At 68.0% G+C, this 11,904-nt stretch carries 12 protein-coding genes; 4 read left to right on the top strand and 8 right to left on the bottom strand.

The window, feature by feature from the left end:
• Positions 1-3: 3 nt before the first annotated feature.
• The 6 genes from hppD to AC1G9C_RS07430 form a co-directional block, all read right to left on the bottom strand.
• The gene (gene hppD, locus AC1G9C_RS07455; protein ID WP_480409877.1) at positions 4-1,086 is read right to left on the bottom strand and encodes a 4-hydroxyphenylpyruvate dioxygenase; all 1,083 of its coding nucleotides are present in this window, start codon (positions 1,084-1,086) and stop codon (positions 4-6) included.
• Between the two features lie 384 nt (positions 1,087-1,470).
• Entirely contained in the window at positions 1,471-3,249 is a 1,779-nt protein-coding gene (locus tag AC1G9C_RS07450; RefSeq protein WP_457790026.1) for an ABC transporter ATP-binding protein, read from the bottom strand.
• Positions 3,242-3,874, bottom strand: coding sequence for a DsbA family protein (locus AC1G9C_RS07445; RefSeq protein WP_480409876.1), 633 nt, complete (start codon positions 3,872-3,874; stop codon positions 3,242-3,244). The genes AC1G9C_RS07450 and AC1G9C_RS07445 overlap by 8 nt, the downstream gene beginning before the upstream one ends.
• Positions 3,875-3,876: 2 nt before the next feature.
• A complete protein-coding gene (gene trhO / locus AC1G9C_RS07440) occupies positions 3,877-4,815 on the bottom strand; it encodes an oxygen-dependent tRNA uridine(34) hydroxylase TrhO (RefSeq protein ID WP_480409875.1) in 939 nt (312 codons plus the stop codon).
• Between the two features lie 252 nt (positions 4,816-5,067).
• A complete protein-coding gene (locus tag AC1G9C_RS07435) occupies positions 5,068-5,361 on the bottom strand; it encodes a BolA family protein (RefSeq protein ID WP_457790023.1) in 294 nt (97 codons plus the stop codon).
• Between the two features lie 11 nt (positions 5,362-5,372).
• Complete coding sequence (locus AC1G9C_RS07430) at positions 5,373-5,867, bottom strand: DUF2059 domain-containing protein (protein WP_480409874.1); 495 nt, start codon at positions 5,865-5,867, stop codon at positions 5,373-5,375.
• A gap of 270 nt (positions 5,868-6,137) precedes the next feature.
• On the opposite strand from AC1G9C_RS07430, the gene AC1G9C_RS07425 reads away from it, so the two are divergent.
• The 3 genes from AC1G9C_RS07425 to AC1G9C_RS07415 all read left to right on the top strand — a co-directional run bounded on the left by AC1G9C_RS07425 (position 6,138) and on the right by AC1G9C_RS07415 (position 9,233).
• On the top strand, positions 6,138-7,148 hold the full coding sequence (locus AC1G9C_RS07425) for a DUF2804 domain-containing protein (RefSeq protein WP_457790021.1): 1,011 nt from the start codon (positions 6,138-6,140) through the stop codon (positions 7,146-7,148).
• A gap of 80 nt (positions 7,149-7,228) precedes the next feature.
• Positions 7,229-8,623: a class II fumarate hydratase gene (locus tag AC1G9C_RS07420; protein WP_021443244.1), complete on the top strand. Its 1,395-nt coding sequence runs from the start codon at positions 7,229-7,231 to the stop codon at positions 8,621-8,623.
• A complete protein-coding gene (locus AC1G9C_RS07415; RefSeq protein WP_021443243.1) occupies positions 8,616-9,233 on the top strand; it encodes an NAD(P)H-dependent oxidoreductase in 618 nt (205 codons plus the stop codon). The genes AC1G9C_RS07420 and AC1G9C_RS07415 overlap by 8 nt, the downstream gene beginning before the upstream one ends.
• 51 nt (positions 9,234-9,284) lie before the next feature.
• Here AC1G9C_RS07415 and AC1G9C_RS07410 read toward each other — a convergent pair whose 3' ends face one another.
• A complete protein-coding gene (locus AC1G9C_RS07410) occupies positions 9,285-10,247 on the bottom strand; it encodes a DMT family transporter (RefSeq protein ID WP_480409873.1) in 963 nt (320 codons plus the stop codon).
• A gap of 282 nt (positions 10,248-10,529) precedes the next feature.
• Between AC1G9C_RS07410 and AC1G9C_RS07405 the strand changes: the two genes are divergently transcribed.
• Positions 10,530-10,790, top strand: a complete 261-nt coding sequence (locus AC1G9C_RS07405) for a DUF6316 family protein (protein ID WP_457790018.1) — start codon at positions 10,530-10,532, stop codon at positions 10,788-10,790.
• A 40-nt stretch (positions 10,791-10,830) separates the two neighbouring features.
• Here AC1G9C_RS07405 and AC1G9C_RS07400 read toward each other — a convergent pair whose 3' ends face one another.
• Positions 10,831-11,820, bottom strand: coding sequence for an alpha/beta fold hydrolase (locus tag AC1G9C_RS07400; protein ID WP_480409872.1), 990 nt, complete (start codon positions 11,818-11,820; stop codon positions 10,831-10,833).
• Positions 11,821-11,904 lie beyond the last annotated feature (84 nt).

Raw genomic sequence — 11,904 nt, 5'->3', positions numbered from 1 at the left:
GCATCACTCCTCGGAGATCACGCCGCGACGCAGCTGGTCTTCCTCGATGGATTCGAACAGCGCCTTGAAGTTGCCCTCGCCAAAGCCCTGGTTGCCCTTGCGCTGGATGATCTCGAAGAAGATCGGACCGATCACCGTGTTGGTGAAGATCTGCAGCAGGATGCCGTCGTCGCCCGGCGCACCATCGATCAGGATATTCAGCTCGCGCAGCAACTCCAGCGGCTCGCCGTGGCCAGCGACGCGGCTGTCGACCTTTTCATAATAGGTGTCCGGGGTGGTCATGAAGTCCACGCCATTGGCGCGCAGCTGGCGCACGGTGGCGTAGATATCGTCGGTGGACAGGGCGATGTGCTGAATGCCCTCGCCGTGGTACTCGCGGATGAATTCCTCGATCTGCGACTTGTCGTCGGCCGACTCGTTGATCGGGATGCGGATCTTGCCGCACGGCGCGGTCATGGCGCGGGAGAACAGGCCGGTGAGCTTGCCTTCGATGTCGAAGTAGCGGATCTCGCGGAAATTGGCGATGCGCTCGTAGAAGCCGGACCAGACGTCCATCTGCCCACGGCGCACGTTATGGGTCAGGTGGTCGATGCACTGCAGGCCGACGGCGTTGTCGTTGGCACTGCGGCCTTCGATGTATTCGAAGTCGACGTCGTAGATGGTCTTGTCGCCGTAGCGGTCGACCAGATACAGCAGCGAGCCGCCGATGCCTTCCACACAGGGGATATTCAGCTCGCCGAAGTTGGCGTGGCTACCGACCAGCTTGGCGCCCTGCTGCTCGACGTAGGCCGCGGCCTGGGCCGCGTTCTTCACCCGGAAGGCCATGGCGCAGGCGCTGGGGCCGTGCTTCTCGCCGAAGGCGCGGACATGGCCGGTGGGGCTGCCGTTGAGGACGAAATTGATGTCGTTCTGCTGGAACAGCCAGACCTGCTTGGAGCGGTGCTTGGCGGTTTCGGTGAAGCCCATGGCGGTGAACAGCTGGCGCAGCTGGGCGATGCCTTCTTCGTTGGGCGCGGTGAATTCGACGAACTCGAAGCCGTCGGTACCGATGGGGTTGTGCTGCTCGATCTTGGCCACGGCGGTCATTTCGCCTCCTCGTTGTTGTTGTGGGCTGCGCCGTGAGGCGCGTTTGAATGAACCCATGACAACCCGGCGACAGACGGCGAACAAGGCGGCGCAACCGCCCGGCTGGGGCGATCTCAGCGAGGTATTGGCAAGTTTTCCTTACACCCTGAAAAACCGGGGGATGCGGCCTGGCAAGACCTGTAAATGCGTAAGGTTTTCTTGCCAGAGCGGTTCGCCAGGCTGCCAGACGAGCTGCCGCGGCGAGGCCGAGGAAGACCATGCGCAGTGGATCGGGGCGCCGCGCCGAGGCTCAAGCGCGCAACGGTGGATGGGTAAAGCCTCGGCCACGCGCCCCGATCCCCCTGGATCAGCTGTGCCTTGCCGGGCGGACAACGCGCCGGCGCCTCAGCGCTGCAGATGCCCGTAGAGCTTGGCGTACAGACCGCCGTCGGCGATCAGCTGCTGGTGGTCGCCGTCCTCGGCGACGCTGCCGCCGTCGAATACCAGCACGCGGTCAGCCTGCTTCACCGCGCTCAGGCGGTGGGCGATGATCAGCGTGGTGCGCCCGTTGAGGAACTGCGCCAGCGCCTCGTGCAGGGCGTATTCGGTGGCGGCGTCGAGCGCCGAGGTGGCCTCGTCGAGGATCACCACCTTGGGCTCGGCCAGCACCATGCGGGCGATGGCCAGGCGCTGACGCTGGCCGCCGGACAGGCGCACACCGCTGCGCCCGACCACGCTGTCCAGGCCCTGCGGCAGCGCCTGGATGGTCGGCGCCAGCTGGGCGATTTCCAGTGCGCGCCAGCAGGCCTGGTCGCTGCGCTCGCGGCCCATGCACAGGTTGGCGCGCACCGTGTCGTTGAACAGCGCCGGGTGCTGCAGCACCACCGCGACGTTGTCGCGCACGCAGTCCAGGCCGATCTCCTCCTGGCTGCTGCCGCCGAAGCGGATGCTGCCGGCCTGCGGCGTGTAGAGCCCCAGCAGCAGCTGCACCAGGGTGCTCTTGCCGCCACCCGAGGCGCCGACTATGGCCACCTTCTCGCCGGGGGCGATGGACAAATCGAGGCGATCCAGTACCGGCTCCTCGCCGTAGGCGAAGGTCAGCCCGCGCACCTCGATGCCGACGGTGTCGCGACCCTTGAACGGATCGACGCGGCCCGGGTACTGCGGCTCGTCGCGCCGCGCCAGCAGCTCGTTGATCCGCGTCAGTGCGCCGCCGGCGGCGTAGAAGGCGTACTGCAGGCTGAGCAGCTGCTCCACCGGGCCGATCATGAACCACAGGTAGCTGAACACCGCGAGCATCTGGCCGATGGACAGGTCGGAGAACAGCACGGTGAGCATGGCGGCGGCGCGGAACACGTCGATGCCGAACTGGAACAACAGGCCGCTGGCGCGGTTCGAGGCATCGCTCTTCCACTGCGAGGCCACGGCAAAGTCGCGTACCTCGCGTGCCCGCCCACCGAGGCGGCCGAGGAAATAGCCCTGGCGGTTGCCGGCGCGCACCTCCTGGATGGCGTCGAGGGTCTCGGTCAGCGCCTGGGTGAAGCGGCCGGTGCTGTCGTTCTCGAGCTTCTTCAGGTGCTTGACCTGCTTGCCCAGCTGCACCGTGGCGTAGATCACCAGCGGGTTGAACAGCAGGATCAGCAGCGCCAGCTGCCAGTGCATCCAGATCAGGATGGCCGAGGTGCCGACCAGGGTCAGCACCGCCACCAGGAAGCGGCTGAGGGTCTCGCCGACGAACTTGTCCAGGGTGTCCAGGTCGGTGACCAGATGGGTGGTGACCGTGCCGCCGCCGAGGCTCTCGTACTCGCCGAGGGAAATGCGCTTGAGCCGCTCGATCAAACGCATGCGGATGCGGTAGACGATGTCCTTCGACAGCCGCGCGAACAGGCGTGCCTGCAGCACATTGAACACCAGCGCCGAGCCGCGCAGCAGCAGGGTCAGCAGCAGCATCAAGCCGATATAACCGGCGGCGGTCTCCCAACTGGCCGGCAGGAAGTTGTCCATCACCTTGAGCGCGGCGTCGCCGTCGTGCAGCAGCACTTCGTCGACCAGCAGCGGCAGCAGCAGCGGAATCGGCACGCTGCACAGGGTGGCCAGCACCGCGACCAGGTTGGCGAGGATCAGCGCTTTCTTGTGCTGCAGGGCCAGGCGACGGATTTCTGCCCAGCTCAACCGATCAGGCATGGGCGGCGCGCTCCAGCCAGCGGCCGAGCAGCGGCGCCAGCACCTCCAGCGGTTGATAGCCGTTGGTCAGCAGCGCCAGCTGGCCGTCGCGCTCGGCCAGCAGGGTGGGGAAACCGGCGATGCCCAGATCCTGCACCCAGCTGAAATCGGCGGCGGTGGCATCAACCATGGCCTGGCTGTCGAAGGCCTCGGCGAACTCGATGCGCGGAATGCCGGCCTGCTCGGCCAGTTGCACCAGCACACCGGCCTGGGTGACGTCGACGCCCTCGGTGTAGAAGGCCTGCTGGATCAGCTTGAGCAGCGGCCAGGCGCTGGCCGCGTCGAGGCTGCGCGCGGTGACCAGGGCGCGGCAGGCCGGCTCGGTGTCGTAGACCAGGCCCTCGGGCAGGCCGCGCTCGAAGTCGAACAGCTGCCCGGTGCTGGCGTTGACCGCCTGCCAGTAGCCCAGGTAACGCACCCGCGCCGCGGCATCGATGGCCACCTGGTCGCGGCGCAGGCCGCCGACCACCAGCTGCAGCGGCACGCCGGCCACTGCGGCCTGCTCGGCGAGGGCCTCGGCCACCGGGGCGAAGCCCCAGCACCAGGAACACATCGGGTCCATCACGTAGAGCAGGCGGCTTGCCATGGTCAGGCCTCGTTCAGTTGGCGGGGGTCGCGTCCCAGAGGATGCGGCTGGTTGCGCGCGCGCGCCAGCTCGATCTGCTTCTGCCGCTCGCGGGCGCCTTCACGGGTCTTCTCCGGCAGTGAGTCCCAGCAATGCGGGCAGCTGACGCCGGGGCTGTAGCGCTCGGACTGGCGGTCTGCCACGGAAATCGGCGTGCGGCAGGCGTGGCACTGGTCGTAGTCACCCTCCGTCAGGTCGTGGCGCACGGTCACCCGGTTGTCGAAGACGAAGCAGTCGCCCTGCCACTTGGTCTCTTCCTGCGGCACTTCCTCCAGGTATTTGAGGATGCCGCCCTTGAGGTGGTAGACCTCCTCGAAGCCCTCGCCGAGCATGTAGCTGGAGGCCTTCTCGCAACGGATGCCGCCGGTGCAGAACATCGCCACCTTCTTGTGCTGGTGCGGGTCGAAGTGGGCCTTGATGTACTCGGGAAATTCGCGGAACGACTTGGTCTTGGGGTCGATGGCGCCCTCGAAGGTGCCGATGGCCACCTCGTAGTCGTTGCGGGTATCGATCAACAGCACCTCGGGGTCGCTGATCAGGGCGTTCCAGTCCTGCGGCTCGACGTAGGTGCCGACGCGCTGGTTGGGGTCGACGCCCGGCACGCCGAGGGTGACGATCTCTTTCTTCAGCTTGACCTTGGTGCGATAGAACGGCTGCTCATCGCAATAGGACTCCTTGTGGTCGATATCGGCCAGACGGGCGTCCTCGGCGAACCAGGCAAGCAACGCATCGATGCCGGCGCGGCTGCCGGAGACGGTGCCGTTGATGCCCTCTTCGGCGAGCAGCAGGGTGCCCTTGATGCCGTTATCGAGCAGGGTTTGCAGCAGGGGTTCGCGCAGCGCCTGGTAGTCCGGCAGGGAGACGAACTTGTACAGCGCCGCGACGACGATCTTGTCGGTCATGGAATGTCCTTCAGTAGTCGCCCACGTAAAGGGCGGACTGGGGCTCGATCGGCGCGAACTCGCCGGATCGAGAAGCCAAACGAAAGCGCCGGCGTGGGCCGGCGCGAGGCGGATTGTAACAAAGCCGCGAAGCGCCGGGGCGAGTTGCCGACAAGGCGCGACAGCCTGTCGCCTGGCCCGGCTGCAACGCTCCGCAGCGCGGGTCGAGCGCAGCGATAGCCGGGGAGCACCCCGGCGTTCATCCGGCCTGGGTCAATGACCGCCGCGGCAGGTCGGCGAGGCCGGCGCCACGCCCTGCGCCGCCCACTCCTCGGGGGTATAGGTGTGCAGGGCCAGGGCATGGATCTGCGCCATCAGCTCGCCGACCGTGGCATAGACCTTCTGATGCCGCTTGACCGCGTTCAGGCCGGCGAACGCCGGGCTGACGATCACCGCTTTGTAGTGGGTCTCCAGGCCACGGCTGTGCATATGGCTCTCGTCCAGCACCTCGAGGTGTTCGGGCTGCAGATCGGCCAGCGCGGCGACGATCAGGTCTTGCTTGGACATCGTGGGCTCCATCAGGGTTGTTTGACGCCGAGCTCGTCGCTCATATCGGCCAGCAGCTTGTTCACCTCCGGCACGGCGGTTTCCAGCTTGCTCTGGGTGATCTGTGCAGACTGCGCGGTGAGGGTCGGCATCTTCTGCAGCACCTTCTGCCCCAGCGGCGACTCGTAGAAGGCGATCAGCTGCTTGAGCTCCTGCTCGTCGAAGTTGCTGGTGTAGAGCTTGACCATGTCCGGCTTGAGCTTGTCCCAGCCCACCGCCTTGTCCAGCGCGGCATTGGCCTTGGCCTGATAGCTTTCCAGCAGCGCCTGCTTGCCGCCCGGCGCCTGGGCGAAGCGCTGGGCGAACATCTGCTGCACCTGGCCATACACCGGCACGGTCAGCTTGTCGGCATGTGCCAGCTTGAGGAAACGCTCGGCATCGGCGGCATGGCTGGCGGCATCGGCCAGGGCCAGGGACGCCGAGGCGCTGAGCAGAACGGCGGTGCACAGCTTGAATAGATGAGGCATGGGAAGGCTTCCGGGGGTGACGGGTGAGTCTGGGTAGACTGCGCTGGGGGCATTTTGTGCCCAAGCCCGGTTTACCTCAAGTCGGCCGCATCGTGCGCCAGCGCACAAAACCCCTGCGCACTGCCGCACCCGCTGGTCAGTTGCCAAAATGCCAGCACTTGCCCATGCTTGAACGTGCTCGGCATGCTGTGCGCCCCCGATTCGAATGGCGTGCGCACTCCTCGCCCCGGCAATTGATCGCCAGCCTGCGCACACACATGGACGTGCCCGATGACCAGTTTCGCCAGCCCCGCCGAATTTCCCCCCCAGCCGCTGTGCGACAGCAAGGGTCGGCTGCTGGCCGAAGCCATCGGCTGGTCGAGCCGACCGCAGGTGCACTGCGCCCTGCGCGGCCACCTGGGCCGGCGCAAGCGCTGGAACCACTGGTGCATCACCACCCCGCAGTGGATGCTCGCGCTGACCCTGGCCGACCTCGATTACCTGGGCTACGGCGCCGCCTACTTCCTCGACCTGGACAGCGGCCAGGCCGTCGCCCACACCCAGCTGCGCCCCTTCGCCTTCGGCTGCCAGCTGCCCGACCTGCCGCTGGAAAGCCACGCCTTCAACCACCCGCGCCTGCAACTGCGCATCGACGAGCATCCCGGCCGCCTGCGCCTGACCGCTGCCGCCCCGGATATCGGCGGCCAGCCGCTGCAGGTAGCGCTGGACATCCAGCGCCCCGCCCACCTGCAATCGGTCAACCTGGTGGCGCCGCTGCAGGGCGGCGGCTTCCACGCCACCAGCCGCCAGCTCGGCCTACCCGCCGCCGGCAGCCTGCAGCTGGGACGCAAGCAGTACAGCTGCGCCCCCGGGCAGAGCTTCGCCGCCCTGGATTTCGGCCGCGGCGTGTGGCCGCTGAACAGCCACTGGCAGCGCGCCGCCTTCGCCGCACCGGGCGGCATCGCCGGCAACTTCGGCTCCGGCTGGCTGGAACACAGCGGCCTGTCGGAGAACGCCCTGTGGTTCGGCGGCGAACTGCAGCGCCTGGACAGCCCGCTGAGCATCGAACAGAGCGCCCACGCGCCGCTGGCACCCTGGCGCCTGGACAGCGCGGACGAGCGCGTGGCGCTGCGTTTCAGCCCGCGCCAGCTGCACCGCGCCTGCCCCAAGCTGGGCCCCTTCCATGCCGACACCCAGCAGTGGTTCGGTCGCTACGACGGCGTGCTGCGCGGTCCCAAAGGCGAGCGGGTACCGGTGGACGGCGCCCTCGGCTGGCTCGGCGCGACCCACGCCCGCTGGTAATGGTCGCGATAGAAAATCCGCGGAACCAGTGCCCGACGCAACGGCCTAAACTGCCAGCCGTCCTACTCCCGGAGATCGCCATGAGCCGCACCGAAACCGACAGCATCGGCCCCATCGAAGTCCCCAACGAGGCCTATTGGGGCGCGCAGACGCAGCGCTCGCTGATCAACTTCGCCATCGGCACCGAGCGCATGCCGCTGGCAGTGCTGCACGCCCTGGCGCTGATCAAGAAGGCCGCGGCGCGGGTCAACAGCCGCAGCGGCGAGCTGCCGGCGGATATCGCCCGGCTGATCGAACAGGCCGCCGACGAGGTGCTGGGTGGCGACCACGATGCGCAGTTCCCCCTGGTGGTGTGGCAGACCGGCAGCGGCACGCAGAGCAACATGAACGTCAACGAGGTGATCGCCGGCCGCGCCAACGAACTGGCCGGCGGCACGCGCGGCGGCAAGAGCCCGGTGCATCCCAACGATCACGTCAACCGCGCGCAGAGCTCCAACGACTGCTTCCCCACCGCCATGCACATCGCCGCGGCGCAGGCGGTCAGGCACAGCCTGCTGCCGGCCATCGCCGAGCTGCGCGACGGCCTGCAGGAGCAGGCGCAGCGCCACGCCCACCTGGTCAAGACCGGGCGCACCCATATGATGGACGCCACCCCCATCACCTTCGGCCAGGAGCTGTCGGCCTTCGTCGCCCAGCTCGGCTACGCCGAGGCGGCCATCCGCGCCGCCCTGCCGGCGGTATGCGAACTGGCCCAGGGCGGCACCGCGGTGGGCACCGGACTCAACGCCCCACCCGGCTTCGCCGAGGCCATCGCCGCCGAGCTGGCCGCGCTGAGTGGCCTGCCACTGACCAGCGCGCCGAACAAGTTCGCCGCCCTCGCCGGCCACGAGCCGCTGGTGCAGCTCTCCGGCGCGCTGAAGACCCTGGCCGTGGCGCTGATGAAGCTGGCCAACGACCTGCGCCTGCTCGGCTCCGGCCCGCGCGCCGGCCTGGCCGAGGTGCGCCTGCCGGCCAACGAGCCGGGCAGCTCGATCATGCCCGGCAAGGTCAACCCGACCCAGTGCGAGGCGCTGTCGATGCTCGCCTGCCAGGTGCTGGGCAACGACGCCACCATCGGCTTCGCCGCCAGCCAGGGCCACCTGCAGCTCAACGTGTTCAAGCCGGTGATCATCCACAACCTGCTGCAGTCGATCCGCCTGCTCGCCGACGGCTGCCGCAACTTCCAGCAGCACTGCATCGCCGAGCTGCAGCCGGATGCCGTGCAAATGGCCGCGCACCTGGAGAACGGCCTGATGCTGGTCACCGCGCTGAACCCGCATATCGGCTACGACAAGGCCGCCGAGATCGCCAAGAAGGCCTACGCCGAGGGCAGCACCCTGCGCCAGGCGGCGCTGCAGCTGGGCTACCTGAACGACGCCCAGTTCGACCAGTGGGTGCGGCCACAGGACATGCTCGGAGCCGGCAAACATGACTGAGGGCAAGAGCGGCGCCACGCCGTTGGAGGGCGACGGCAAACGCATCCTGATGATCTTCGGCACGCCCAAGCGCGAAAGCCTGTGCCATGCCCTCGGCGCCGCCTACGCCCAGGGCGCGCGCGACCAGGGCCATGTGGTGCGCCAGCTGAAGCTGGGCGAGCTGCAGTTCGACCCAATCCTGCGTGACGGCTACGACCAGAGCCAGAACCTGGAGCCCGACCTGCTCGAGGCGCAGCGCCTGATCCACTGGGCCGAACACCTGGTATTCGTCTACCCGGTCTGGTGGGGCGGCCTGCCGGCGCTGCTCAAGGGCTTCTTCGACCGGGTGTTCCTGCCCGGCTTCGCCTTCAAGTACCGCCACCGCTCGCAGCTGTGGGACAAGCTGCTGAGCGGGCGCAGCGCCGACCTGCTGGTGACCCTGGACACCCCGCCCTGGTACTTCCGCTGGGTCTACGGCGCGCCGGCACACCGGCAGATGGTGCGCACCATCCTCGGTTTCTGCGGGATCAAGACCCGCCGCCTGGCCGAATTCGCCCCGGTGCGACCGTCCAGCGAGGAGCAGCGCCAGGCCTGGCTGCGCAAGGCCGAGGCGCTGGGGGTCAAGGCCTAGGCAGCGCGTAGCGCTGGCCAGGGTTGCCGGCTGCTGGTGCGCGCGGCGCCTCTACGCCCTGGCCAGCCGCCTTGCCTTGCGTGCGCGCAGCCCGGCCAGCAGCGACGGCCCCAGCGCGGTCAACGCCGAGCCCAGCACCACCAGCAGGGCACCGCCGTAGGCGATCCAGTTGACCTGCTCGGGCTGCACGTGATCCGGCCACCAGCTCGCCGCCACGGCCACCGAGGCGAAGGTCACCAGCGGGGTGATGGCCAGGGTGGCGCTGACCCGCGAGGCCTCCCAGTGCGCCAGCGCCTCGGCGAAGGCGCCGTAGGCGACCAGGGTGTTGAGGCAGCAGGCCAGCAGCAGCCAGCCCTGCAACGGGCTCAGCTCGAGAGCCTGCAGCGGATGCGCCCAGGGCGTCAGCAGCAGGGCGCAGGCCAGGTAGATCACCATCATCACCTGCACCGAGTTCCACAGGGTCAGCAGCTGCTTCTGCGCCAGACCGTAGAAGGTCCAGACGAAGGCCGCCGCCAGGACGATCAGTACGCCGGCGGTGTAGGCGGTGAGCGAGGTCAGCAGCTCGCTCAGGCGCTGATTGAAGAACAGCACGAAGCCCAGCAGCAGGATCGCCAGGCCGATGCCCTGGCCCAGGCTGAAACGCTCGCGGAAGACGAACAGGCTGCTGACCAGCAGCAGGATCGGCGCCACCTGGATCACCAGCTGCGTCGTGCCGGGGCTGAGCAGATTGAGGCCGACCAGGTACAGCACGTAGTTGGCGGTCAGTCCGGCGATCGCCAGCACCAGCAGCCAGGCGCCCTTGCGCCCCAGCGGGCGAAAGCGCGGCAGCCGGCGGGACGCGGCCAGGTAGGCGAGCAGCAGCGAGCCGGCCACCAGCAGGCGGTACCAGGTGACGGTGACCGGGTCCATCACCTGCAGCACTTCTTTCAGCTTGATCGGCAGGATGCCCCAGAGCACGGACGTGGTCAGGGCGAGCAGCAGGCCGTAGAGCCAACGGCCGGAGGAGATATGCATGGCGACCTCGAAACGGGCGACCCGGCAAGTCGCTCGGGCCGCAAAGCGCCATTCTAGGAGGCGGACCGCAACCGGCACAGTAACAGTTAGGTGGCATTGCACGGCGCAACTGTACCGCCCTCACCCCTGAAACTGTCAGGCTTCCGGCGCCAAAATATTGGAAAACTCGACAAAAAGCACCAATCAGGCCGACAACCTCGACCACTGGTCGCTTCGCTCGGCAGGGCGCAAGGCGCGCAGTAGACTCAAGTCATCCCGCCCCTTGCAGATGGAGCCCGCGTCATGTTCGGCCAACGCAACGTCGATCCCCAGCCCGGGACCCATTACCGCAGTTCGCGCCTGAGCGCCGTCAACGGTCAGTACTTCTTCGCCACCCGCGAAGGCACCCTGGAAGGTCCCTTCATGTCCCGCCACGACGCCGAGCTGAGCATCGCCCGCTACATCGACCGGGTGAACATGGCCGACAAGCTGCTGCGTCACAGCAACGAACATATCGACAACCTGCAACGCCGCGCGGCGATCAAGCATAACCAGGAACTCTGAGCGCACCTGGATGCCGGGGCGCATGCCCTCGCCTCTTATCTCACAGCCTTGCCAGCCCCAGATCCTGCCGGTGCGCGGCCAGATGCGGCAGCACCGCGGCCAGCAGCGGCTCCTTGAATGCCTCCTGAAAGCGATGGGCCAGCCCCGGGATCAGCTTGAGTTCGGCCCCCCGGATGTGCGCCGCCACGTGCACGCCGTGCATCACCGGCAGCAGCGGGTCGGCGGTGCCGTGCACCACCAGGGTCGGCACCCGCAGGCGACCCAGCAGCGCCACCCGGCTCGGCTCGGCGAGGATCGCCAGTAGCTGACGCTGCACGCCCTCGGGGTTGAAGGCGCGGTCGTAGGCCAGCTGCGCCTGCTGCAGCAACAGCGCACGGTCGTCGCGCACCGCCGGGCTGCCCAGTGCGGCGAGCAGGTCGGCCTGCTGCTGCAGCGCCGCCTCGCGGCTGCCCGCCTCGCGCCGCGCCAGCAGGCGCAGCAGCGACTCGTCCGGTGCCGGCAGGCCCTGGGCGCCGGAGCTGGTCATCACCAGGGTCAGGCTGAGCACCCGCGCTGGCGCCAGGTCGGCCAGGTGCTGGGCGATCATGCCGCCCATGCTCGCCCCCAGCACATGGAAAGCCGCAACGCCCAGAGCGTCCATCAGCCCCAGGGCGTCGCCGGCCATGTCGCGCAACCGGTAAGGCGCGCCCGGCGCCAGGCCCAGGCGGTAGCGCAGCACCTCGTAGCCCAGGTTGATGGTCGGCGCCGGCTGCCGCCAGCTGCTCAGGCCGACATCGCGGTTGTCGAAACGTATCACCCGAAAACCCTGCTGGCAGAGGCGCTCGACCACCTCGTCGGGCCAGTGGATCAGTTGCCCGCCCAGACCCATGACCAGCAGCAACGCCGGGTCGCGCTGGCTGCCGATGCTCTGGTAGGCCAGGCGCACGTCGCCGACATCCACGTAACGGGTCGGTTGCTCGAGCTCGCAGCGAGTCGCCGCCCAGGACGGCAGGCCGCACAGCAGCGCCGCCAGGAAAATAAATAGACGCATGAAAACACCGGAAACGCAGAACCCCACTAAACCGCGAGTCTGGTGATAGTCGTTCGCGAGCGCTGCCACACAACGATGACAATT

Source organism: Pseudomonas sp. ABa2 (assembly GCF_056676075.1).
Note: the sequence above shows the minus strand (reverse complement) of the source record. Positions and strands in the feature narration are given on the sequence as shown.